Origin of the sequence: Bradyrhizobium sp. CCGB12, assembly GCF_024199845.1 — a bacterium.
Taxonomy (GTDB): domain Bacteria; phylum Pseudomonadota; class Alphaproteobacteria; order Rhizobiales; family Xanthobacteraceae; genus Bradyrhizobium.
Genome location: NZ_JANADO010000001.1, coordinates 77,697 through 102,135, shown reverse-complemented (window position 1 = coordinate 102,135; position 24,439 = coordinate 77,697). Strand labels below are relative to the sequence as shown.

The following is a 24,439-nucleotide window of genomic DNA, read 5'->3' as shown; positions in this document are numbered from 1 at the left end:
TAATGAGTCCACGTCCTAGACCGGCCGTCTAGTCCCGCGAGACCCGCGGCGTCGATGGCGTGACGTTCGCCGGCGTGTGGAAGTCGAGGCGCGCGCGGTTCTCCTCGCGCACGCCGCTGTCGTCGCCGAACTCGACATAGTGCTGCGTCCCCTCGACCCATTGCGGCCACGGCGTTGCCGGCGTGGCGGGATTTCCCGTGCGCGCGAAGGTGACCAGCGTATCCATCATGCGATCGGACAGTGCGCGGTCGAACTCGGTCCAGACCCGCGTGGTACGGAATTTGTTGAAGACATCCTGCGTGCCGAACCAATAGGGCACGTCGGAGGTGTGATAGGCGCCGATCTTCTGCGGGCTGTCGAAGAACTCGACACCGGATGCGAACGGATGCACACGCGAGAACATATACATGTAGAACGGCGCCTTGCCGGTCTTGCTCTGCGCGACCGCCCAGTTGCGCGTGCCGACCTCGACCAGCCCCTCGCGCGCGGCGAGCAGGCCCATGACCTTCGCCTCGTCGTCGGTCCTGACAGGATAGAGCGCGAGGAAACGCTCGGCTTGATCACCATAGAGTTTTCGCGCAGCGGCGACATAGGCGTCAACCGTTCCGGCGGTGCGCAGGTCATTGGAGCTCTCGTCGCGCGTGAAGCCCGCGACGGTAGCGACATCGTTCTGCTTGCCGGCCGCAAAGATGTTCGGGACGGTGTCGGGCAGCACGTGCCCGTCGATATCGGGCGTGACGGAGATCGAGCCGGCGCAGCCGAGCTGGCAATCCTTCTGGATGGCGAGGATCTTGTCAGCCTGGATCAGGCGCATCTCTGCGAGCGAGGACGCACCGAGCGCCGTCTGCACCTCGAGGCCGATCTTCTCCGCCGCCGGCAGCACAGGGAATTTGAAGCGGTTGTCGAACATGCTCAGACTCATCGCAAAACCGCGATGGAACAGGCCCTTCGCCAACGGGCTCGCTTCGAGCGCCGACACCGACATGGCGCCGGCCGACTGCCCGGTGATGGTAACGTTATCAGGGTCGCCGCCGAACTGCGCGATGTTGCGCTTCACCCATTGCAGCGCCGCGACCTGGTCCATCAGGCCGTAATTGCCGGAGGCATGGTGCGGCGATTCCGCGGTCAGCTCGGGATGGGCGAGATTGCCCAAAATGCCGACACGGTAGTTGAAGCTGACGAAGATCGTACCCTTCCTCGCGACGTTCTCGCCGTCATACATCGCCATGCCGCTGGAGCCGAGTGTGAAGCCGCCGCCATAGATCCAGACCACCACCGGCAGCTTTGCGTCCGGATTCGAAACGGGGCTCGCCCAGATGTTCAGATAGAGGCAGTTCTCGCTGGTCGCCTCTTCGCCGAAATAGTGATTTAGATTGTGCCGGCGCAGCACCTGAATGCATTCCGGTGCCAGCCGGTCGGCATGATAGACGCCCCTCCAGGCCTCAACCTTCTGCGGCGCGCGCCAGCGCAGGTCACCGACCGGCGGCGCGGCAAAGGGAATGCCGAAATAGGCTTTGACGCCCGACGGCAGCACCTTGCCGGAGACGGCACCACTATCGATGCCGACAGGATCTCCGGGGACAGGCGTCGCGACGATCTGCGCCGGCGCGGATGAGGTCGCAAGCATCGCGAATGCGCCAACCAGCGAGATGATCGGAATCGCAGACCGCCACTGAATGCGCGCGGCGTTTCCATCCAAGATGCTCATCCGGCCTCCCTCATTTTTTTGTCGTTATTGCTCGCGCTCAATTCCGTCCACAGGCGGGAGCGCACGCCTTCATTGAGCGGCACAATATGGAACGGCTGGCCGAAGATGGCGAGAGGCTCCCTGGCCAGATCGAACTGCGGCCAGGCTTCCGCGACATCCGGCCTGCCCGACGTAACGAATCGCAGCAAGCTTGTTTGAAACCGCGCGGCGACATCAATATCGGCAGGCGCCATCGGCCCGCCCTTTCGTTTCAGGATCGGGCGATCAATGAAATCTGGCAGATGCGCCCAGAAGCAGGCATTGTCGGCGCCGTGGGTCGGTCCCTGCGACAAAAAAGGCTCCAGCGTGGGTCGATGGTCGAACCGGCTCAACCACACCGCGCCGCCCGCGGCTGCGTGGCTTCGCGCGAGATCGGCCATCGGGCGATGCCAGAACGCATCCGATAGCAGAGCCTCGTACGGATCCTCGTCAGGACGCGCCGTGCCGCGATAGCAGGACAGTAGGCGCTCCCAGCCGGCATCGCCGAAAGTCGCGCGTACCTGCCGTTCGGTGGTGCGGATCATCGCGGCCGGTGGCGTGCTCTTCAGGAACATCACCATCTCGTCGCGGCAGGAGCCGAGCCAGAGCGGAATGTCGCGCAAGGACCCGTCGGCGAAGACATCGCGCGGCTCACGCGCGATCACGGTGCCGTCGAGCACCGGGCCGAACACGGTGCCGGTATCAGTCTCGTCCGCGATCATGCGGCCGACGCGCTCCACCGCCGCGAAGAGCTTTGGCAACGGGACGGTTGTGATTGCGGCTGGATCGCGCGCCAGCTCGAGCTCGTCGAGTACACGGCGCGCGACCTCGTCGGCATGATCGGCGCTCATGATATTCCGCCCCGGCGCGCTGAGCGCGTGGACGCGAATGAACTTGCCCTTGGCCTGCGGCAGCGTTGCGAGCGCAATGACCATGGAGGCGCCGGCCGACTGGCCGGAGAGCGTAATCGCATTCGGATCGCCGCCGAAGTTTGCGATGTTGGCATGCACCCAGTCGAGCGCCGCGAACGCGTCCGAGATCGCGAGGTTGTTCGCCTCGCCCAAGCCATGACGATGCAGTTGCAGGAAGCCGAGCGGGCCGAGCCGGTAGTTGATGGTGACGATCACCGCCGGGCCGTGCTTGGCGAGGAATCCGCCGTCATAATCGGCGCCGCCGCCGGTGACGAAGGCGCCGCCGTGAATGAAGAACAGCACCGGCAGCGGGCGATCGATCGCTGCCGGCGCCCAGATGTTGAGGTTGAGACAGGCTGGCTCGTCCGCATGATCGAGATGACCGGGCTGCGGCGCGTAAGCGCCGTAGTCCGTGCATTGGCGCGGCTCCGTCCACGCTTTCGGCGGCACCGCCTTCGCGAAGCGCCGCGCGGTGGCATAAGGCACGCCCTTGAAGGCGGATATGCCGTTCTGCCCAACGCCGGTCACCGGCCCGCTCGTGGTCGAAACTGCTTTCGTCAACATGCCCAACTTGCCTCTGCTCTCAGCCGCGCCGCTTGCCGAGATCGGCGATGTCGACGGTGTGGGTTTCACGCGCGGTGGCCGCCGATGCCGCCGAGATCACGCAGCAACAGGCGACGAAGATCGCGACGGGAAGCCAGCCGTTCGGCCCCTCGCCGACCAGGCTCGCGCTCACCAGCGGCGTGAAGCCGGCGGCGAGGAAGCCGAGCTGGGTGCCGATCGCGGTGCCGGAATAGCGCACGCGCGCCTCGAACATCTCGGCATAGAAGGACGGCCAGATCGCGTTCGGCGCGGCGTAGATGATGCCCGAGAGGATCATCGCGGCGGCGAAGATCGCGAGCGTATTCCCAGAGGTCACCAGCATGAAATAGGGGAATACCAGCGCGGCGCAGCCGAGCACGCCGCCGATGAACACCGGCTTACGTCCGATCTTATCGGCGAGCAGGGCCCACAGCGGCTGGGTGATCAGCGCGGTGACATTGCCGAGCACGCCGGCCCACAGCATGGTCGGGCGCGCCACGCCGAACTTGCTGGTGGCATAGCCGAGCGCGAACACGGCGGTCATCGTGCTCACGGTGGCGATCAGCGCGCAGACGATCACGCGCAGCACGTCGGGCCAGTAGTCGCGCAGCAGCGCGATCACCGGGAAGCGCGCGACCTGCGCCTTGTCCTTGATGTCCTCAAACACAGGGGTCTCACGCATGGTCCGCCGGACGAGATAGGCGACGATCAGCACGAAGAATGAGAGCAGGAATGGAATGCGCCAGCCCCAGCTCAGGAGCTGGTCTTCCGGCAGGCTCGACACAGGGATGAACACCAGCGTCGCCAGGATTGCGCCGGCCTGGGTGCCGCTGAGGGTCCAGCTCGTGAAGAAGGCGCGGTTGGAATTGGCGGAGTGCTCCAGCGTCAGGGAGTTTGCTCCGCTCTGCTCACCGGCCGCCGAGAGACCCTGCAACAGGCGCAGCAGCGTCAGGATAACAGGCGCGGCGTTGCCGATCGTCCTGGCATCCGGCAACAGGCCGATCGCGAGCGTCGAGCCGCCCATCAGCACCAGCGTGAACAGCAGCACCGACTTGCGGCCGATACGGTCACCGAAATGACCGAGGATGACCGCACCGACGGGGCGCGCGATATAGCCGATGCCGAAGCTCAAGAGCGCAAGCAGCGTCGCGGTCGAGGGATCGACATTGGCGAAGAACACTTTTGGGAAGATCAGCGCCGCCGCGGTGCCGTAGATGAAGAAGTCGTAGTATTCGAGCATGCTGCCGACAAAGCTGACCAGCGCGGCGCGCTTCGGCAGCTTGTTCGGCGTGGCCTCTGTGCTGGATGAAGCGCGCAGTGGTGCGGTTGACGTCAACGTCATGAAATTCCTCCCCATGTGTCCGGTGCGGTTCGCGTCTGGCTGTCCGCCTCACGCGCGTTTTTTCGTTTTTGTTGCCGCGGCCTTGGTCTCGGCGCATAATGTACGAACTAGTACGTTTATGCAATACGCGTTGGATCATTGCAGCAACGGCTGAAATTTGCCTTCACCTTCAAGGTGATCCGTGGAATCTGGCGGGAGAAACAGCGATGCTCGAGCGCATGCCGCCTCCATCAAAGCGCACCAACGACCCCGAGCGCACCAAGCGCGACATCCTCGAAGTGGCGATGGCCGAATTCGCCTCGGAAGGCTATTCCGGCGCGCGCGTCGATGCGATCGCCGCCCGGACCCGCACATCGAAGCGGATGATCTATTACTATTTCGGCGGCAAGGAGCAGCTCTACCTCGCGGTGCTGGAGGAGGCCTATCGCAGCATCCGCGCGCTGGAGGACCAGCTCGACATCGAAAGCTGCGACACCCGCGAAGGATTGCGCCGGCTGATCGAGGCGACCTTCGACCATGACGAGCGCAACCCGAACTTCATCCGCCTCGTCAGCATCGAGAACATCCACCACGGCAAGCATCTGAAGCAGAATCTGCAGCTGCGCCAGCTCAACGCCAGCGTGATCGCAACCCTCGACGGCATCCTCAAGCGCGGCCGCGCGGAAGGCGTCTTCCGCGACGACATCGACGCCATCGACCTGCACCTGGCCATCTCCTCCTACTGCTTCTTCCGCGTCGCCAACCGCCACACCTTCGGCGCGCTGTTCGACCGCGACCTCAGCGAACCGAAGGTGCTGGCCAAGAGCCGCGCGCAGATCGTGGAGATGATTTTGGCGTGGCTGGCGAAGGAGTGAAGGAGCGGCGATTGCGCGCCGCAATCGAAAACGGTCGCTACATATTCAGTGTCGTCCTCGCGAAGGCCAGGACGACGATAATCCTCACCTGCCCTTCTGCCGTGCACTCGCCAGCAGCACCAGCATGAAGGAGGCCACCGTCATCAGCGTCGAGATCGCGGCGATGGTCGGGTCGATCTCGTCGCGGAGCGCGGTGAACATGCGCTTGGTCAGCGGCTGGTATTGGCCGCCGGAGATGAACAGCGCGACGATGGTCTCGTCCATCGCCGAGATGAAGGCGAAGATGCCGCCCGCGACCACGCTCGACTTGATCTGCGGCAGCGTCACCGCGAAGAAGCTGCGCAGGCGGTTCATGCCGAGGCTGCGCGCCACCATCTCCTGCGCCGGATCGAAGCTCTGCAGGCCCGCCAGTACCGAGATGACGACGTAAGGCAGGCCCAGCATCACGTTCGCCAGCACGAGGCCGGGCATGGTCGCGACCAGGCCGACTTTGGCGTAGACGAAGAAGATACCGACCGCGGTGATGATGATCGGCACCACCAGCGGCAGCAGCAACGCCATGTGGATGACGCGCATGATGCGCAGCTTCGACTGGCTGATGGCATAGGCGGCGGCAACGCCGAACGGCGTTGCGATCAGGACGGTCAGGAACGCAACCGTCAGCGTCACCCGCGTCGCCTGCATCCAGGCCGGATTGGCGAAATATTGCTGGTACCAGCGCAGCGAGAACGACGGCGGCGGGAAGGTCAAAAAGCGCGCGCTGGAGAACGAGATCGGCGCGATGATCAGCACGGGCAGGATCAGATAGATCAGCACCAGCGCGCTGATCACGTACAGGGCAATCCGTGCGGGCGAGGCGCGCATCATTTCTGCCCCAGCACACGGTCGAGCGAGATGAAGCGGCTGACGACGAAGAAGATCGCGAGCACGCTGGCAAGCAGAACGACGGCGACGGCGCTCGCGGCGCCAAACTGGTTGTAGAGCTCGACATTGCGGCTCACCAGCATCGACACCATCACCGTGCGGCCGCCGCCGAGCAATTCCGGCGTGATGTAGAAGCCGAGGCAGAGCACGAACACCATGGTGCAGCCGGCGAGCACGCCCGGCAGCGACAGCGGCAGGAACACGCGGACGAAGGTGAGCGATGGGCTGGCGCCGAGACTGGCGCCGGCCTGCATCAAATCGCCGGGGATCTTCTGCATGGTGGCATAGAGCGGCAGCACCATGAACGGCAGCAGGATGTGCACCGTCGCGACCACCGTGCCGAACGTGTTGTGGACCAGCGCGAGCGGCTCCGAGATCACATCGAGATAACGCAGAAACTGGTTGATCACGCCGCTGCGTTGCAGCAGCGCCAGCCAGGCATAGGCGCGGACCAGCACGCTGGTCCAGAACGGCAGCACCACCAGCGCGAGGATGAGGATGCTCCAGCCTTTCGGCAACGAATTGGCGAGGTAGGCCACGGGATAGCCGAGCAGCAGCGCGATCAGCGTGACCGCGAGGCTGATCTCGAATGTCAGCGCAAAGCTGCGCCAGTAGATGTCTTCCGTGAAGACGCGGCGGTAGTTCTCCAGCGTGAAGCCGTCATGATAGATCGATTGCCAGGCCAGCCAGCCGACCGGCAGCACGATCAGGAGCAGAATGACGAGCAGCGCCGGCGACACCAGCGCCAGCATCAGGCCGTGCTCGCGGCGCTGATGCCTTTGCGATGGATCGGACACGGATGTCGTCAACGCCGCCTCGCCGGTCTCAGTTGCTGCACCTCTCCCGCTTGCGGGAGAGGTCGGATCGCGAAAGCGATCCGGGTGAGGGTTCTGTCCTCTTGGGGAGTCCTCGTTGTCGAGACACCCTCTCCCCAGCCCTCCCCCGCAAGCGGGGGAGGGAGCGCAGCGTCGGCCGTGGTACGATCTGAGTTCAACGCCGCCTCGCTCACTTCTGCATGAAGGACGCCCAGCGCTTCTCGGCGGCCTCGCCGGCCGGCGAGGACCACCAGGCATAGGACATCAGGGCCTGTTTGGCCGCATTGGACGGCTCGCTCGGCAATTGCGCGGCGCGCTCGGGCTTGATCACATTGGTCTCGAACGCCTTCGGATTGCCCGGGCCGTAGTCGATGTGCAGCGGCAGATTGGCCTGGTGCACGGGATCGACGGCCTCGTTGATGAATTTGACCGCCGTCGCGAGATTCGGCGCGCCCTTGAGGATGCAGAGCGAGGTGCTTTGCAGGATGCCTTGGTTGTAGGTGAAAGCGACCTTGGCGCCTTCCTTGGCCACCGCGCTGACGCGGCCGTTCCAGGCCATCTCCATGTCGACCTCGCCGTCGTTGAGCAGCTGCGCCGATTGCGCGCCCGAGGTCCACCACACCGTGATGTGCGGCTTGATCTCCTCCAGCTTCTTGAAGGCACGGTCGACGTCGAGCGGATAGAGCTTGTCGGGCGCAACGCCGTCCGCCATCAGCGCCGCCTCTAACGTTGCAAACGGATGGTTGCGCAGCGCGCGGCGGCCAGGGAATTTCTTGACGTCCCAGAAATCGGCCCAGCTGTTCGGCGCATCCTTCGGGAAGGTCTTCTGGCTGTAGGCCAGCACGCTGGAATAGAACTCATAGGAGACAGAATAGGGACTGCGATAGGACTCCGGCATCGCTGCTCCGTTTGGAATCTTCGAGAAGTCGAGCTTCTCGATCAGCCCCTGCTCGCCGCCGCGCAGGCAGTTGCCGGTCGGGGTGTCCACGACGTCCCAGATCGGCTTGCCGCTACCGACCTGGGTCTTGATCGCCGGCCAGGCATCTGGAATGGAGTCCTGGTTGATGGTGATGCCGAGCTTCTTGGCGGAGGGATCGAGGATCGCGACCGTCTGCGCCTGCTGATAGGCGCCGCCTTGCGAGACGAACGTGATCTGTTCTGCGGCGTTCGCCGCGGTGCTCAATCCGATTGCGCCCAGCAGCGCGCAGCCCAATCCAAAATTCTGCTTCATCGTCATCCTCACCTCCTCCAAATAGATCTCACTGACCGATCGCATCGAGAAACTGGTACCAGCCGGCGACCATGCGCACCGCGGGCTCGCGCAGCGGATAGAACGGAATCGTCTTCATGCGCTTAGCATCGAGCAGGCCGACATCAGGCGTCTCGCCGCGCACGAAGGCGGCGAGATAGCGGCCCATCAGGCTCGACATCGCAACGCCGGCGCCGTTGTAGCCCATCGAGAACAACGTGCGGTCGTCGAGCCGGCCAATATGCGGCACCGAATCCAAGGTCATCGCCACAAGGCCCGACCATTTGTAGGCGAGCGGCACATCGGCAAGATCGGGGAAGATGCCGACCATCGCCTTGCGCAAGGCATCGAAGGCGGCTTCGGAGTCCTGCTTGCCGAAGGCGCCGCGGCCGCCGAAGATGACGCGGTTGTCGACCATGCGGAACCAGCGCATCATGCGCTTGGTCTCGGTGTAGGTGCGCCCGGTTGGCATCAGCTTTCCCGCGAGATTGCGCGGCAATTGTTCGGTGGCAACCATGGCACTGCGGAACGGGATCAGCGTGCGCTGCATGTGGGCGGTCGCATCGGTCAGATCGGAATAGCTGTTGGTGGCGATGATCGCCTGCTTTGCGCGCACCGCACCTCGCGGCGTCTCCGCGACGATGCCGCCGTTCTCGCGCCGCAGCTTTATCACCGGCGATTCCTGGAAGATGGCAACACCGCGGCGCGCGACGCCATCGGCGAGGCCCCGCAGGTAGTTCAGCGGATGGATACCGCCCGAACCGGGATTGAGCACGCCGCCGACGAAGATGTCGGAGCCGGTCTCCTCCCGCACGCCGCGCTTGTCGAGGATGCGGACCTCGGCAGAGCCCATCTCGCGCGTCATCCAGTTGGCTTCGTCGATCGCAGCCTTAAGCGTCGTCTCGTTATGCGCGGCCTTGACCTGGCCGGTGCGCGTCAGATTCGCGCTGGTGATGCCGAACTCCGACACCAGTTCCTCGACCATGTTGGTCGATTCATGTGCGATCTCGTACATACGCTGCGCCATGGCGCGGCCATGCGCGGCGTCGATCTCGCGGAACGAGAGGCGGAACTTTGCGGTGATCACGCCGCCATTGCGCCCACTCGCGCCCCAACCGGGGCGGTTGGCTTCCAGCACGACCGGCGCGAGGCCACTCTTGGCAATGTGGTGCGCGGCGGACAGACCGGTGTAGCCCGCGCCGATGATCACCACATCCGCCTGGCGCTCGCCCGACAGCACGGGAAAGTCGCGCGCCGGCTCGGCCGTGGCAGCCCACAGCGAGTTGGCCGATGGCAGCGCGCTCCAGTCCCGTGTCATGCCCGCGCTCACGAAATTACGCCGCCGGCCCGATGGCTGCGTCGGCAAGCGCCTTCAGCGTCGGATAGTGGAAGTCCGGCTTGGTCAGCGTCTCCACCGCGGGCGTGCCGCCAAAGCCGGCGATGCCCTGGCGGCGCTCGATCCAGCACACCTTGTAGCCGAGTTTCCGCGCGATCCCGATGTCGTGATACTGGCTCTGCGCGACGTGCAGGATGTCGGATTGCTTGTAGCCGAATGCGGACTGGCGGCCCTTGTTGTAGGCGAAGAACTCCGGATTGGGTTTGGCGACACCGGTATCGTCGGCGCAGACTGTGTCGTCGAAGGGATTGCCGAGCGCGTGCGCGTAGCAGGACAACGCGACACGGTCGGCATTGGTCATCGCCACGAGCCGAAACTTCGTGCGCAGGCGCTTCAGCGCCTCGACCGAATCCGCGAACGGCCCCCAGCGCAGCACCGAAAGCTGGAACATTTCGCAGGCCGCATCATCGGCGGGCAGTCCCAGCTCCGTCGCGAGATGGCGATAGACGTGGAACATCACCTCGCTCGAGCGCTCGTAATGCTTGTCGCGGCCGCGCTTGTAGGGCTCGAAAATCTGCTCGTCACTGAGCTCGGCCGGCGTCTTGCCCGAGATCTTGCGCACCGCGGAGAGCACGCCGGTCTCGAAATCGATCAAGGTGCCGACGACGTCGAAGGTGAGAACCTTGAAATTGCTGAACGAGGCTGCTGACGACATTTTTGGCTTCTTCTCTCGGTTGAACAAGGCTTGAGTTCAGTCCACCCTGGGCACGACGATGGTGTCCTCGGGGTGAAGGGTGACGGTGAGGCTGCCGCCGAGCGGCGGGATGCGGCTGTAGGCCTGGTGGTAGCTCGGCTGCCGCAGGCTGAGCGAGACGCCGTCAGTGAGCGCCATAAAGATGCGCAGGCTCTCGCCCTGATAGACGATGTCGGTAACGGTGCCGGTCAGGCGGTTGCAAGCGGCATCCTGCGCGCCGTCGTCGATCAGAAGCTTCTCGCTGTGCACGGCGAGCATCAGCGCATCGCCAGTGGGAATGGCGCGGGCGCTGCGCAGCAACGCATTGCCGAGCGCGACGCTGGAGGCATCGACGCGGCGGACCGGCAGCATCGTCGCCTCGCCGATGAAGCTCGCCACGAAGGAATCGGCGGGATGATCGTGCAGCCGCTCGGGCGCGTCGATCTGGATCAGCCGGCCGTCCTTCATCACCGCGACGCGGTCGCTCATGGTCAGCGCCTCGCGCTGGTCGTGGGTGACGTAGATGATGGTGGCGCCGATGCGCCGGTGCAGTGCGCGCAGCTCGATCTGCATGGATTCGCGCAGCTGCTTGTCGAGCGCGGAGAGCGGCTCGTCCATCAGGATCAGGCGCGGCTCGAAGATCATGGCGCGCGCCAGCGCCACACGCTGGCGCTGGCCGCCGGAAAGCTGCGCGATGCCGCGCTCTTCATATCCGGCAAGGCCGACCATGCTGAGCGCCGCGCGCACCTTGTCGGGCCAGCTCGCTTTCGGCAGGCGCCGCGCGCGCAAGGGGAAGGCGACGTTCTCGCCGACGCTCATATGCGGGAACAGCGCGTAGTTCTGGAACACCACGCCGATGTCACGCTGGTGCGGCGGCATCCAGGTGACGTCGCGGCCGCCGAACAGGATCGTGCCCGACGATGGCAGGATGAAGCCGCCGAGGATGCCGAGCAGCGTGGTCTTGCCGGAGCCGGAGGGCCCGAGCAGCGAGACGAACTCACCGGCGCTGACATTGAGGGAGACGTCGTCAAGAGCACGAACGGCGCCATACGCCTTGCTCGCGGACCTGATCTCGACGCTTTCCGCTCGTTTATCCAACGATCGACCTCGCCTCTCCCTGGAATGGCGTGCCTCACTGCGCGCCATAAGCCTGCTTTATAGACAGGAAAGCTGACGCAATCGCGATCGAAGCGTGCACCGCACCATCTCTTCTCTCGCAAGCCCTGTCTTTAGGCTGTCATGCCAATGACAACAGACTTGGCAAAACTCGGCAATTGCCAAATTCTCACCGCACTCATAACATGGCGTTATGCCCGAGCTACGCCGGATGCTGCCTTCCAGTAACGCCCTGTTCGTCTTCGACGCAGCGGCGCGCAATGGCAGCTTCACCGCGGCAGCCGCTGAACTGAACGTCACGCAGCCGGCCGTGAGCCGCATGCTCGGCCAATTCGAGGAGCATCTCGGCGTCCGCCTGTTCGACCGCAAGGCCGGCCGCGCCGTGCTCACCGAGGAAGGCGAATTACTCTATCGCCGCGTGCTCGAAGGCTTTCGCAGCATCGAGAACGGTCTCATCGAGATCGAGCGGCGCCGCAAGGGCACCGAGACGGTAACGTTGTCGGTCTCCTCCGCCTTCACCACGCACTGGCTGATGCCGCGCATCGACAAGCTCCAGAAACAGTTTCCGCAGGTCGATCTGCGCTTCCAGCTCATCTCCGGCGCGCTGCGCGGGCCGGTGGAGAATGTCGACCTCGGCATGCGCTTCCGCGACCGCGACGAGCCGTCGTCCGGCGGCACGCTGGTGATGAAGGAAGTGATGCTGCCGATGTGCAGCCCCGGCTATCTCGGCGAGACCGATCCCGGCGAAGGCAACACCATCATCCGCCTTGCCGAAACGCCGGGCGACTGGGCCGCGGATTATGCATCGCTTCTCACCGGGCGCCGCGGCGCGGCCAAGGGGCTGAGCTTCACCGATTACGCCGTGGTGATGCAGGCCGCGCTGCTCGGCCAGGGCATCGCGCTCGGCTGGCTGACGGTCGCCTCGCACTGGCTCCTCACCGGCGCACTGGTCCCGGCCTCCGACAGGCTCACCACCACGCGCCGCATCTGCGAGTTCCTGCCGCCACGCAACCGGCCGATGCGCCCCATCGCGGCCGAGATCCGCGACTGGATCATCGCGCAGATGAAAAGCGAGATCGCCGCGATCGACCGGCTCTACCCGAAGCTCGGCGCGATGGCGGCATGCTATTGAGGGGGCGTTGCTCTCTCCACGTCATTGCGAGCGCAGCGAAGCAATCCAGGGTCTTTCCGCGGAAAGATTCTGGATTGCTTCGCTGCGCTCGCAATGACGGTGTGGAGAGACGAAACCACCCTACCCGTGCTCGATCGCCCTGATCGCGCCACGGAGCTCGGCGAGACCGCGCAGGCGGCCGATGGCGGTGTAGCCGGGATTGGTGCGCTTGGTCGCGGCGAGATCGTCGAGCATGCGATGGCCGTGATCGGGACGGAACACGATCCTCTTGTCGGGCGCACGCCGCGCGTTCTCCTTCAACAGCGCCTTGAGCACCGCGACCATGTCGACGTCGCCGTCGAGATGATCCGATTCGTAGAACGACAGTCCATCGGCCTCGCGCTTGGTGGCGCGCAGATGGGCAAAGGCGATACGGGGACCGAAGCGTTCAGCCATCGCCGGAAGATCGTTCTCCGCGCGCACGCCGAGCGAGCCCGTGCACAGGCAGATGCCGTTCGCTTTCGACGGCACCGCGTCGAACAGTGCCTGATAATCGTCCGCGCTGGAGGCAATCCGCGGCAGGCCGAATAGCGGCCGCGGCGGATCGTCCGGGTGCAGCGTCAGGGACACGCCTAACTGCTCTGCCACGGGCGCGACACGCGCGAGGAATTCAGCGAGATGCTGCCGCAGGATTTTTGGCGTGATGTCGCGATAGGTCTCGAGCCGGTCGCGGAACTGCGGGATGGTCATCGGCTCGGTGGTCGAACCGGGCAGCGCGCTGGCGATGACCATGACGAGATAGTCGATATCGGCCTGGCTCATCTGCTCGAACAGCACTTTCGCGCGCGCCTGCGTTTCCGGCGAATAGTCCTGCACGGCGGCCGGGCGTTTGAGGATATGCAGCTCGAACGCGGCAAAGCGGTCCTGGTCGAAGCGCATGGCGCGGGCGCCGTTCGGCAGCTCCCACTCGAGGTCCGTGCGGCACCAGTCCACGACAGGCATGAAATTGTAGCAGATGATCTTGATACCGGACGCGGCGACTGCTTCCAGGCTCGCGATCCACGCCTCGATGGATTTCGTCGCCTTGGCCCCGAGACGCTTGACGTCGTCGGGGATCGGAATCGATTCCACCACCGACCAGGTCAGTTGCGAGCGGCCCGGCTGGCCGTTCTCGATGAAATTCTTGCGTTCCTCGACGGCCTTGCGCGTCCAGGCCTCCCCGATCGGCACCTGATGCAGCGCCGAGACGATATCGCTCGCCCCGGCCTGCCTGACATCATCGAGCGAGACGGGATCATCCGGCCCGTACCAGCGCCATCCCTCGAGCATCATGCGCGTTCTCCTAAAGCGTTTTCGAGCGAAGTGGGTACCGGTTCGCGTAAAGAAAACGCGTCAAAACAAGAATCAGTTGGCAGTCAACACGACCTTGACGCTCTGCGAGCGGTCGAGCGCCAGCCGCAGCGCGTCCGGCGCGGTCGACAGCGGCCGCTCGGCGGTCACCAGCGACAGCACGTCGACGCTGCCGTCGGCAATCAGTTCCACCGCCGTCATGAACTCCAGGCCGAAGCGGAACGAGCCGCGCAGGTCGATCTCCTTGGCCATCACCGCATTCGACGGCGTCGGGATCTGCCCGCCCGGCAGATTGCCGATCTGCACCACGATGCCGCCGCGCCTGACGATGCCGATCGCGCTGGCAAGGCCCGCCGCCGTACCGGAGACCTCAAACGCGACGTCGTAGGGGCGCGACGCCGCCTGCGCCTTCAGCCCGTCTTCACCGGCCGAAACGTTCTCGACATGCGAGGCGCCGAGCCGGGTCGCAAAGGCGAGCGGCGCCGGAGCGATGTCGGCCACCGTAATGTTAGCCATACCGGCACGGTGCGCGGCCAGCATGGTCAGGAGCCCGATCGGGCCGGCGCCGAAAATGATGCCGCGCTTGCCCTCGATGTTGCCGGCGCGCGCGACCGCGTGCAGGCAGACCGCGAGCGGCTCGGCCAGCGCTGCGGCTTGATACGACACGTGGTCCGGGATCTTCACGCACTGCGCCGGGATCGCGTCAAAATAATTGGCGAAGCCGCCCTGCATGTGCGGGGTCTTCGAGGCCGAGCCCATGAAATAGATGTTCTCGCAGAGGTTCGGCCGGCCCTCGCGGCAGGCAACGCAATGACCACACCAGCGCGACGGGTTGACAGCGACGCGGTCGCCGACCTTCAGGTTCGCAGCGGACCCTGCGATCTCCACCACCTCGCCCGAGATCTCGTGACCGAGCACCAGCGGCGACTTCACCACGAAATCGCCGGTGCGGGCATGGCGGAAGTAGTGCATGTCCGAGCCGCAGATGCCGCCCGCGCCGAAGCGGACGCGCACCATGCCGTGTGCGAGCTTGTCGAGCGGATGCTCGATCATGCGCAGATCTTCAGGGCCGAACAGCGTTGCGGCCAGAGCTTTGGAGGTCATTTGGAAAGTCCCATGTATTTCGGCAGCCAGAGGGTCAGGTCGGGAATGTAGGTGATCGCGATCAGCGCGAGCAGCAGCGGTACCAGCCAGGGCAGGATCGCCACCGTCGTGCGCTCGACCGAGAGTTTTGCCACGCGCGCGAGCACGAACAACACCATGCCGAGCGGTGGATGCAACAGGCCGATCATCAGATTCAGCGTCATGATGAGGCCGAAATGAATGGGATCGATGCCGAGCTTGAGCACGATCGGCAGCAGGATCGGCACCAGGATGGTGATCGCGGCCGTAGTGTCGATGAAGCAGCCGACGAACAGGATCAGGATGTTGGCGAGTGCCAGGAACACCCATTTGTTGTGGGTGATGCTGAGCATCCAGTCCGACAACATCTGGGCCGCCTGCGACACAGTGAGCAGCCAGGCGAAGATCGAGGCTGCCGTGACGATGAACAGCACCGAAGCCGTGGTCTCGATGGTGTCGAAGGTCGCCTTCGCCACCGTCTTCAGCGTCATGGTGCGGTAACGGACGAGGCCGAGGAACAGCGACCAGATCACGGCGGCGACCGCGGCTTCCGTCGGCGTGAACCAGCCGAGCGTCATGCCGCCGATCAGGATCACCGGCGCCATCAGCGCCATCACCGCCGAGAAATCGAAGTACCAGTCGATGATCAGCAGCGTGCCGAGGCCGATGACGACGGCCATGTTGGTCGACATGCCGGCCATCACCATCAGCCAGATCGCGAGCGGGAACGCGAGCACGACGGCGATCTCGAGGCCGGCCGAACCGAGCTGCGGCCACGAGAACGGCGTGTCGCTGCCCCATTTGTTCTTGTGCGCGAAGTAGGTGACGGTGGCCATCATGAACAGTGTCAGGACGATGCCCGGAATGACGCCGCCGAGGAACAGCGCGCCGATCGAGACGTTCGCCATCATGCCGTAGATCACGAAGGGCAGCGACGGCGGGATGATCGGTCCGAGCGTAGCCGAGGCCGCGGTGACGCCGACCGAGAACTCGGTGGAGTAGCCGTGGTCCTTCATCGCCTTGATCTCGATGGTGCCGAGACCGGCAGCGTCTGCAATGGCGGTGCCGGACATGCCGGAGAAGATCACCGAGCCGATGATGTTGACGTGGCCGAGGCCGCCGCGCATCCAGCCGACCAGCGCGACGGCGAACTTGTAGATGCGGCCGGTCACGCCGGCGATGTTCATGAGATTGCCGGCCAGGATGAAAAAGGGAACGGCGAGCAGCGGAAAGCTCTCGACGCCGGCGATCATGCGCTGCGCCAGCGTGACGTCGGGCGTCACGCCGCTGACCAGGATGTAGAGCAGCGACGACGCGGCCATGGCAATCGCCACGGGAACGCCGAGCAGCATGAGAACGAGAAAGCCTCCGAGCAACAGCAGCATGGTCCTATCCTTCCGATCCGTCGTAGGCGCCGGGACGTTCGAGGACCGAGTAGCCTTGCCGCCAGTTCTGCACCGCCACCTGCACCGAGCGTGCGAACATCAGCACGAAGCCGAGCAGCACGGCGTAATAGACGTAGTCCTTGGGAAGATTGATCGTGGTCATGGATTCGTCGCCGATGATCTGGATGTAGACCCAGACCAGCTTGATGGCGTAGCCGAAGAAGGCGACCCGGATCAGGTCGATTGCAGTCGACAGCGTGCGGGCTACGATACGCGGCAGATAGCGATAGATCAGATCGACCTGGATGTGCCGCGACAGCCGCACGCACATCGAGGAGCCGATGAAGACCACGCCGATCAGGCAGTAAGTCGCGATCTCCTCGGTCCAGGCGTAGCTGTCGTTGAGCACGTAACGGGTGAAGAACTGGAGGAAGACGGCGAGCGCCATCACCCAGAAGATCACCAGCGCCAGCCAGTCTTCGAAAGCGTAGACGCCGAGATCGACCTTCGGTGCCGCCTCTTCCTCGAAAGTATGGGCGATCTCATCCGCGGTGATCTGCCGGTGTATTTCGGCGGTCGACATGGGTGTACCTCTCTCCAAATCGTCGTTCCGGGGCGACGCGTCAGCGTCGAACCCGGAACCTCGAGATCCCGGGTTCGGTCCTACGGACCGCCCCGGGATGACGACTACGTCGTCACTTCACCGCCTGGATCCGCTCCCAGTCGGCCTTGCGGTAACCGAACGTCTCGAACGCGACGTTCTTCAGCACGGTGTCGCGGAACTCGTTCTTGTCGACCTCGGTCACCGACAGGCCTTTCTCCCTAAAGAAGGCGACCAGCTTGGCCTCGTTCTGCTTGATCTCCCCGGTGGCCTTGGCGGCGGCCTCCTGGGCGACGTCGGTGAAGATCTTCTTGTCCTCGTCGCTGAGCTTCTTCCACAGCGCGCCGGCGATCACGGTGTTGAGGTGATCGACGATATGGCCGGTCAACACGATGTGCTTCTGCACCTCGTAGAACTTCTTGGCCTCGATCGTGGTCAGCGGGTTCTCCTGCGCCTCGACGGTGCCGTTCTGGAGCGCGAGGTAGACCTCGGCGAAGGCGATCGGCGCGGTGTTGGCGCCGCAGGCGCGCGGCATCGCGAGGTAAGCCGGCACGTCCGGCACGCGCATCTTCAGGCCCTTCATGTCGGCGCAGGTCTTGATCGGCTTGTTCGACGAGGTCTGGCGCACGCCGTAATAGGTCACCGCGACGATGTGGTGGCCGCTCTTGTCCTCATAGCCCTTGGCGAGCTCCTTGAAGATGTCGCTCTTGGTGTAGGCGAGCAGATGATCGGCGTCGCGGAAAGTGTACGGATAGTAGGTGACGCCGATCGGCGGGAAGCTCTTGGCCGCGAAGCTCGAGCCGGAGATGATGATGTCGACCGAGCCGAGCGCAAGGCCCTGGTTGATGTCGGCTTCCTTGCCGAGCTGGGAGGCCGGATAGACCTCGATCTGGTAGCGCCCGTTGGTACGCTTGCCGATCTCCTGCGCGGCCCAGACCGAGGCGGTGTGGAACGGCTCCGAGGTCTCGTAGACGTGGGCCCATTTGAGCTTGGTCTGCGCCATGCCGGGATTGGTCGCCGCGAACATTGCCGCGACCGAAGTCGCCAGCACCATGGTCATCTTCTTCAACACTGACTTATCCTCCACTGACTAAAGTCTGCTTCTTGTTCGCCCGTCCCAAAGCCGGGACAAGCCGTCCAATCTCATCGGCGCCGCGCGCTGCCATTCTTGGCCAGCGTCTTTGGTGCTCTCTTGGTTTTTGCCGGCTTGGCCGGAGATCGCGCGACCCGGCCCCGCCCGACTGGTGATGCAGTCGCGCCCTCGGCGCCAAAATTCTGCGCAAAGCGCTCCTGGGAGCGCGCCAGATGCTCGCGCATCGCATCGCGCGCGGCGTCCGGATCATGCGCCACGATCGCGTCGCGCACGGCGCGATGCTCGTCCAGCGCCGTGCGCCACGTGCCCGGGCTCTCGAAATAATGCGCAAGCTGCGCAAAATAGGGATTGAGACGCTGGTCGAATAGCTCGCCGACCACGCGCACCAGAACGGCGTTGCCGAGGCTTCCGGCGATCGCGACGTGGAACGCGCGGTCGTGGACCATCGAGGCTTCGCCGGGATGTTCAACATTCCCCATCGCGACAAGGGACGCATCGATGCGGGCGACATCGTTCCTGGTCGCCACGCGCGCGGCCTCTTCGGCGATGGCGCCTTCCAGGAATTCGCGGGCGCGCAGCAGCTCGAACGGCCCCTCGATGACGGACGCAGGCGCGGGCGCGGCAACGACGGCGGGCTCGATCACATAGATTCCGGAACCGACGCGGATGCGGAGGCGGCCCTCGACCTCGAGCGCGATCAGGGCTTCGCGCACCGTCGGCCGCGACACCTTGAGCTGCTCGGCGAGCTCGCGCTCGGTCGGCAGGCGGCTGCCGACCGCGTACTCGCCGCCGTCGATCAGGCCTCGCAATTGATCGGCGACCTGGCGATAAAGCCGTCTCGCCTCCACAGCTTCCAGCGGCACGCTGGTTCCTCCTGAAAGGGTCGTCCAGGCGCCTCGAGCACCCGCGACCGGCCAATTTTGGAAAATTGGTCTTACCAATTGACCGGAGCATTGACCTGATACGGGCGCCATGTCAAGCAGCGGCAAAGCAAAGGGGAGACGTCCATGCGCCCAGGTTCAGTGCGTCTTGCCAGCGCCAATCTCGACCGGTTGCCGCCGGCAATCCGCCGCCCGGCCTATGACCGTTCGCGCGTCACGCCCGGCGTCGTGCATCTGGGCCTGGGGGCGTTTCATCGCGCGCATCAGGCCGTGATCATCGACGATTGCCTTTCCGCCGGCAGCTCGTCCTGGGGCATCGTCGGCGCGAGCCTGCGCAGCCCGGATACGCGCGATGCCCTCGCCCCGCAGGACCATCTCTACACCGTTGCCATACGTTCGGCCGAAGGCACCGAGCACCGCGTCATCGGCGCGCTGCTCGACAGCGTCGTCGCGCGTGAGAAGCCGGCAGCGCTGGTCGAACGGATGGCCGATCCCGCCATTCGCATCGTCTCCCTGACCGTCACCGAGAAGGGCTATTGCCACACGCCGCAGACCGGCGACCTCGACGAGCGGCACCCTGATATCGTGCACGACCTCAACAATTTTGACGCGCCGCGCTCGGCGCCCGGCTTCATCGTGGCTGCGCTGGCACGCCGGCGTGCGCAGGGGCTTTCGCCCTTTACCGTGGTGTGCTGCGACAATCTCGCCGCCAACGGCCACACCGTGCAGCGGATCGTGACGCAATTCGCCGCGCTACGATCCAAGGATCTCGGCAAGTGGATTGCGGATACGGCCGCCTTCCCCTCGACCATGGTCGACCGCATCGTACCGGAGACCACGGATGCCGACCGGGATGCGGTGTCATCGGCGCTGGGCATGCGCGACGTATGGCCCGTGATGACCGAGCCCTTCACGCAATGGGTGGTCGAGGACCGCTTCACGGCGGACCGGCCCGATCTTGCCGCCGCAGGCGTCGAGCTCGTCAGCGACGTCAAGCCTTTCGAGCTGATGAAGCTGCGGCTGCTCAACGCCAGCCATTCCGCCCTCGCCTATCTCGGTTATCTCTCGGGCTATGAGACCATCGCCAACACCATGCAGGATCCGCATTTCGCGCGCCTCGCCGCGCAGGTGATGGAGGAGGCCGCGGTGACGCTGACAATGCCTGTTGGCACGGACCTCGCCGCTTACCGCGCCTCGCTGCTGACGCGCTTCGCCAATCCGGCGCTGCATCACCGCACCTGGCAGATCGCGATGGACGGCTCGCAAAAGCTTCCGCAGCGCCTGCTCGGTGCGATGCAGGATCGCCTGCGCAAGGATTTGCCGATCGCCACCCATGCACTCGCGGTGGCCGGCTGGATGCGCTACGTCACCGCAACAGATGAGCAGGGTCGCGCGATCGACGTGCGCGATCCGCTCGCCGCTGAATTCGCCACGCTGGCGCGCGAGGCGGGTCCCGTCGCCGAGCGGCTCGCGCCCGCACTGCTCGGAGTCGCGAAGGTGTTCGGGCCGCTTGGTGCCGAGCCGCGGCTGCGCGAAGCCGTCACCACAGCGCTCGGCCGTCTCTACAAGGATGGCGCGCGGCGGGCGGTGGCGACGCACGTCTCGGCGTGACCACAAAGCGGGCAGCATCTTGAATGCTGCATTGCGGTCAAAGTCGACGGAAGTCGCGCTTGATTTTTGCCTGTCATTGCCGCACCCGAGAGGCATGGCAAAGGACAGCAAGGTCATCGCCGCGAACGCGGCCTTCTACGCCGCCTTTTCGACCGGCAATTTCGACGAAATGGAACGGATGTGGGCGGATGACGACACCATTTCCTGCATCCATCCCGGCTGGCCAGCCATTATCGGGCGGGCCACGGTGATCGGAAGCTGGCGCGACATCCTGCAGAACCCGGAACGGCCGCAGATCGTGTGTGCCGAGCCGCAGGCGATCGTCGACGGCGACAGCGCGCGCGTGCTCTGCATCGAGATCGTCGACGGCACTGCTTTGGCCGCGGCGAACCATTTCCGTCGCGTCGGCGACGACTGGCGCCTGGTGCATCACCAGTCGAGTCCGATCGCGCAGATTGTCGAGCAATCAGAGGACGATAGAACAAGTCACCGCGTTCACTGAAGATGGCGGTCACGCCGGCGTGATCTACTGTGCATGGGGTTGTTTTTTCATTTTTTGTTGGGCACCTCACCCAAGCCCCGACAAATCCTCCAGCACGACCCGCGCATCGCTGAAATCATCATCCCGGAAGAACATGCTGCGCGTGATGAGAACCGGAATGTTCGCCCGCGAGGCCGCGATCAGCCCGTTGGCGGAATCCTCGATCGCAACGCAGTCGGACGCGTCAAGCCTCAGGCGCGCCAGCACTTCGAGATAGACGTCCGGCGCGGGCTTCTTGTGCCTGATATCGTCGCCGGCGACGATCGCATCGAAATCTTTAGCCCAGCGCGTCCCGAGCGTCTGCGAGAGCAGCGCATCGATATTGCCGTGCGAGGTGGTGGTTGCGATCGCAAGTCGCTGGCCGCGCGCCTTTGCGGCGGCCAGCAGTTCCGCCACGCCCGGCCGTAAGGAACAGCAGCCGGTCTCGATCAGCCCGGCATAATGCGCGGTCTTGATGCGGTGAAGCTCCGCGATGTCCTCGTCCGTCAATGGCCGGGCGATCAGCTGCCTTGCATGGTAGGCGCGCATGCGTTCCTTGCCCCCGGTCACCCGCAGCAGGTCCTTGTAGACGGCGCGGTCCCACTCCCAGCCGAGACCATGGCGCGAGAAGGCATGATTGAAGGCCAGCCGGTGCAGTTCCTCCGTCTCCGCAAGGGTGCCGTCGACGTCGAAGATGAGCGCGGCGGCCTGCCGGATCAGGTCGGCGGCCTCAGCCTCCAACGGCACGGCCGACGCGGTCGGTAACGACGTCTGCAATGGATGCTCCCGGCGGCATGGCTTTCTCGACGGGCAACCATCGCCCGAGGCCGCGGGCGAGACAAATCGCAATATCTTTTGCCGGACCCAAAAATCTCTTATGAGCGGGGACGCGCAGCCAGCGCGACGGGAACTCCGACCAGCACGGCAGAGGCATGCGGCTCTTCATTCTTGGCTTCGGCTATAGTGCCAGGCACTTCGTCCGCAGATTCGGCGGCGCTTTCTCGCACGTCGCCGGCACCGTGCGCGATCCCGCGCAGCGGGATGATCTTGCCGGCATCGAGGTGCATCCCTTTTCCGGGAGTGATCCGCATCGCACGACTGTCGAACGTGTCAGCGACGCCGATGTCCTTCTCATCTCGATCCCGCCCGGCAGCGCCGGCGACCCCGCGCTTGCGACGTTCGGCAACGTGCTCGCAGCAGGCCGACGCAAGGTCGTCTATCTCTCGACCATCGGCGTCTATGGCGACCACGGCGGCGGATGGGTGGACGAGAGCACGCCGCCGCAGGCTGCGCTCGCGCGCACGCAAATGCGGATCGCGGCGGAGCAAGCCTGGGCGGATGCGACAGGCGGCGATGCCGCGATCCTCAGGCTTGCGGGCATCTACGGACCCGGCCGCAACGCGCTGGCGACGCTGCGCGCTGGAACGGCCCGGCGCATCGTCAAGCCCGGACAGGTCTTCAATCGCATCCACGTCGACGACATCGCGAGCGCGATCATGGCCGCGGTTCGTCATCGAGGCGGCGGCACCTGGAACGTGTGCGACGACGAGCCCGCGCCGCCGCAGGACGTGATCGCCTATGCCGCGCAGCTGATGGGCGTTGCACCGCCGCCCGAAGAACCGTTCGCGACCGCCAAGATGTCGGCGATGGCCCGCAGCTTCTATGCCAGCAGCGCCCGCGTCTCCAACGCGAAACTGAGGCGCGAGCTCGGCGTCACGCTGTCCTGCCCGACCTATCGGCACGGTCTGGATGCGCTGTGGCGCGCGGGCGAAGGACGATAGGGCTCAGCCGCGCCCGGCACTTCCCAGACATGTCCTACCCGCGCTTGACTTCGCAGCGGTGCGATCGTGATCTAGGTGGTCAGCGAGCCACTGCACAACGAGCTCGCGCCTTGGGAGGACTTAATGAAGAAGACGATCACCATGATCGCTGCGGCGGTTGCCGTCATCGCATTTGGTGCGGCCAGCGCCGCGCCGCTGCCCGAAGCCAATCCCGACGACGCCGGATTCTCCAAGCAGGGGCTCGCGCGCCTCGACAATTTCTTTGCTCGCGAGATCGCCGCCAAGCGCGTGCCCGGCGCGGTCGTCGCGGTCGCGCGCGACGGCAAGCTCGTGCACTACAAGGCTTATGGCATGCTCGATCCGGACAAGGGCACGCCGATGCCAATCGACGCGATCTTCGCGCTGGCCTCAATGACCAAGCCGATGGCGGCGGTCGCTGGCCTGACGCTGATGGAGCAGGGCCGGCTGCCTCTGCAGGCCAAGCTGTCCGACTATTATCCCGCCTTTGCGAACATGAAGGTCGGCGTGCCCCAGGCAGACGGATCACTCAAGCTCGAACCGCAGGCCTCGCCGATCTTCATCCACGATCTCTATCGCCACACGTCCGGCCTGATGTATGGCGGCCGCCCCGACAGCTCTAGCCCGGTGGCGCGGCAATATCCTGACGGCATTGCACCGGCGATCGAAGGCGACACCGAGGCCTTCATCGATCGCATCACCAAACTGCCGCTGGCCCACCAGCCCTCGACCGAGTTCGAATACGGCTTTTCGATCGACGTGCTTGGTGCTGTGATCGAGAAGGTGAGCGAGCATAAGCTCGGCGACTATCTCGCCGCCAATGTGTGGCAGCCGCTCGGCATGAAGGATGCAACCTTTCACCCGACCGACGCGCAGCGCCCTCGCCTCGCCCGTCCCTTTGCCAATGATCCGCTGACCGGCAAGCCGCAGGCGATCAAGCTGCTGGACACGCCGACCAAGTTCGACTGCGGCGGCGCCTGCTCGTTCGCGACGATCGGCGACTACCTCCGCTTCGGACAGATGCTGCTCAATGGCGGCGAGCTCGACGGCCAGCGCATTCTCGGACCGAAGACCGTGCACCACATGACGACCAACCATCTCGGTCCCGAGATCAAGAACAACGTGGCCAATGTCGAGCCGCATCGCGGCGGCTTCGGCTTTGGCCTTGCGGTTGCGGTCCGCACCAGCGAGGGCCTGTCATCGGTCCCCGGCAATCCCGGCGAGTTCACCTGGAACGGCGCCTACGGCACGCAATTCTTCTGCGATCCCAAGGAGCGTCTCGTCGTGGTGGTGGGAACGGCGGCGCCGGGCGAACTCAGGAAATACTATCGCGAGCAGGTCCAGGACATCGTCTATGGCGCGATGGTGAGGTGAGTTC

The 24,439-nt window shown here is 64.8% G+C and carries 22 protein-coding genes; 6 read left to right on the top strand and 16 right to left on the bottom strand.

What is annotated here, in order from left to right; genetic code table 11:
* Positions 1-28: 28 nt before the first annotated feature.
* Genes NLM27_RS00510 through NLM27_RS00500 form a run of 3 tightly spaced genes read right to left on the bottom strand, consistent with a single transcriptional unit; the run spans position 29 to position 4,561 of the window.
* A complete protein-coding gene (locus NLM27_RS00510; RefSeq protein ID WP_254141468.1) occupies positions 29-1,708 on the bottom strand; it encodes a carboxylesterase/lipase family protein in 1,680 nt (559 codons plus the stop codon).
* Entirely contained in the window at positions 1,705-3,201 is a 1,497-nt protein-coding gene (locus tag NLM27_RS00505; protein WP_254141467.1) for a carboxylesterase/lipase family protein, read from the bottom strand. The genes NLM27_RS00510 and NLM27_RS00505 overlap by 4 nt, the downstream gene beginning before the upstream one ends.
* Before the next feature lie 19 nt (positions 3,202-3,220).
* A complete protein-coding gene (locus NLM27_RS00500) occupies positions 3,221-4,561 on the bottom strand; it encodes an MFS transporter (RefSeq protein WP_254141466.1) in 1,341 nt (446 codons plus the stop codon).
* 206 nt (positions 4,562-4,767) lie between these two features.
* On the opposite strand from NLM27_RS00500, the gene NLM27_RS00495 reads away from it, so the two are divergent.
* A complete protein-coding gene (locus NLM27_RS00495; protein ID WP_254141465.1) occupies positions 4,768-5,415 on the top strand; it encodes a TetR/AcrR family transcriptional regulator in 648 nt (215 codons plus the stop codon).
* Positions 5,416-5,499: 84 nt separating this feature from the next.
* Here NLM27_RS00495 and NLM27_RS00490 read toward each other — a convergent pair whose 3' ends face one another.
* The 6 genes from NLM27_RS00490 to NLM27_RS00465 all read right to left on the bottom strand — a co-directional run bounded on the left by NLM27_RS00490 (position 5,500) and on the right by NLM27_RS00465 (position 11,570).
* Positions 5,500-6,282, bottom strand: a complete 783-nt coding sequence (locus NLM27_RS00490) for an ABC transporter permease (RefSeq protein ID WP_254141464.1) — start codon at positions 6,280-6,282, stop codon at positions 5,500-5,502.
* Positions 6,279-7,091, bottom strand: coding sequence for an ABC transporter permease (locus tag NLM27_RS00485; RefSeq protein ID WP_254148721.1), 813 nt, complete (start codon positions 7,089-7,091; stop codon positions 6,279-6,281). The genes NLM27_RS00490 and NLM27_RS00485 overlap by 4 nt, the downstream gene beginning before the upstream one ends.
* A 253-nt stretch (positions 7,092-7,344) precedes the next feature.
* On the bottom strand, positions 7,345-8,391 hold the full coding sequence (locus tag NLM27_RS00480) for an ABC transporter substrate-binding protein (RefSeq protein WP_254141463.1): 1,047 nt from the start codon (positions 8,389-8,391) through the stop codon (positions 7,345-7,347).
* A gap of 22 nt (positions 8,392-8,413) precedes the next feature.
* A complete protein-coding gene (locus tag NLM27_RS00475; protein WP_254141462.1) occupies positions 8,414-9,721 on the bottom strand; it encodes an FAD-binding oxidoreductase in 1,308 nt (435 codons plus the stop codon).
* A gap of 16 nt (positions 9,722-9,737) precedes the next feature.
* Positions 9,738-10,454 carry an HAD family hydrolase gene (locus NLM27_RS00470; RefSeq protein ID WP_254141461.1) on the bottom strand — a complete coding sequence of 239 codons (717 nt, stop codon included), beginning with the start codon at positions 10,452-10,454 and terminating at the stop codon, positions 9,738-9,740.
* 36 nt (positions 10,455-10,490) lie between these two features.
* A complete protein-coding gene (locus tag NLM27_RS00465; RefSeq protein WP_254141460.1) occupies positions 10,491-11,570 on the bottom strand; it encodes an ABC transporter ATP-binding protein in 1,080 nt (359 codons plus the stop codon).
* Positions 11,571-11,781: 211 nt separating this feature from the next.
* Between NLM27_RS00465 and NLM27_RS00460 the strand changes: the two genes are divergently transcribed.
* The gene (locus tag NLM27_RS00460; RefSeq protein WP_254141459.1) at positions 11,782-12,720 is read left to right on the top strand and encodes a LysR family transcriptional regulator; all 939 of its coding nucleotides are present in this window, start codon (positions 11,782-11,784) and stop codon (positions 12,718-12,720) included.
* Between the two features lie 120 nt (positions 12,721-12,840).
* Here NLM27_RS00460 and uxuA read toward each other — a convergent pair whose 3' ends face one another.
* The 6 genes from uxuA to NLM27_RS00430 form a co-directional block, all read right to left on the bottom strand.
* Entirely contained in the window at positions 12,841-14,031 is a 1,191-nt protein-coding gene (uxuA, locus tag NLM27_RS00455) for a mannonate dehydratase (protein ID WP_254141458.1), read from the bottom strand.
* Positions 14,032-14,103: 72 nt separating this feature from the next.
* Entirely contained in the window at positions 14,104-15,153 is a 1,050-nt protein-coding gene (locus tag NLM27_RS00450; RefSeq protein WP_254141457.1) for an L-idonate 5-dehydrogenase, read from the bottom strand.
* Positions 15,150-16,556: a TRAP transporter large permease gene (locus NLM27_RS00445; RefSeq protein ID WP_254141456.1), complete on the bottom strand. Its 1,407-nt coding sequence runs from the start codon at positions 16,554-16,556 to the stop codon at positions 15,150-15,152. The genes NLM27_RS00450 and NLM27_RS00445 overlap by 4 nt, the downstream gene beginning before the upstream one ends.
* Before the next feature lie 4 nt (positions 16,557-16,560).
* Positions 16,561-17,139 (bottom strand): TRAP transporter small permease, encoded by a 579-nt coding sequence (locus tag NLM27_RS00440; protein ID WP_254141455.1) that lies wholly within the window; start codon positions 17,137-17,139, stop codon positions 16,561-16,563.
* 112 nt (positions 17,140-17,251) lie between these two features.
* The gene (locus NLM27_RS00435; protein WP_254148720.1) at positions 17,252-18,211 is read right to left on the bottom strand and encodes a sialic acid TRAP transporter substrate-binding protein SiaP; all 960 of its coding nucleotides are present in this window, start codon (positions 18,209-18,211) and stop codon (positions 17,252-17,254) included.
* A gap of 89 nt (positions 18,212-18,300) precedes the next feature.
* On the bottom strand, positions 18,301-19,113 hold the full coding sequence (locus tag NLM27_RS00430; protein ID WP_254141454.1) for a FadR/GntR family transcriptional regulator: 813 nt from the start codon (positions 19,111-19,113) through the stop codon (positions 18,301-18,303).
* 144 nt (positions 19,114-19,257) lie between these two features.
* Between NLM27_RS00430 and NLM27_RS00425 the strand changes: the two genes are divergently transcribed.
* Both NLM27_RS00425 and NLM27_RS00420 read left to right on the top strand, forming a co-directional pair.
* A complete protein-coding gene (locus tag NLM27_RS00425) occupies positions 19,258-20,742 on the top strand; it encodes a mannitol dehydrogenase family protein (RefSeq protein ID WP_254141453.1) in 1,485 nt (494 codons plus the stop codon).
* 94 nt (positions 20,743-20,836) lie between these two features.
* Positions 20,837-21,244, top strand: a complete 408-nt coding sequence (locus NLM27_RS00420; protein ID WP_254148719.1) for a nuclear transport factor 2 family protein — start codon at positions 20,837-20,839, stop codon at positions 21,242-21,244.
* A 66-nt stretch (positions 21,245-21,310) separates the two neighbouring features.
* Here the strand turns inward: NLM27_RS00420 and NLM27_RS00415 are convergent, their stop codons facing one another.
* Entirely contained in the window at positions 21,311-22,039 is a 729-nt protein-coding gene (locus NLM27_RS00415) for an HAD family hydrolase (protein WP_254141452.1), read from the bottom strand.
* A gap of 155 nt (positions 22,040-22,194) precedes the next feature.
* Here NLM27_RS00415 and NLM27_RS00410 point away from each other — a divergent pair, with 155 nt between their 5' ends.
* On the top strand, positions 22,195-23,043 hold the full coding sequence (locus NLM27_RS00410; RefSeq protein ID WP_254141451.1) for an SDR family oxidoreductase: 849 nt from the start codon (positions 22,195-22,197) through the stop codon (positions 23,041-23,043).
* Between the two features lie 123 nt (positions 23,044-23,166).
* Positions 23,167-24,435 (top strand): serine hydrolase, encoded by a 1,269-nt coding sequence (locus NLM27_RS00405; protein WP_254141450.1) that lies wholly within the window; start codon positions 23,167-23,169, stop codon positions 24,433-24,435.
* Positions 24,436-24,439 lie beyond the last annotated feature (4 nt).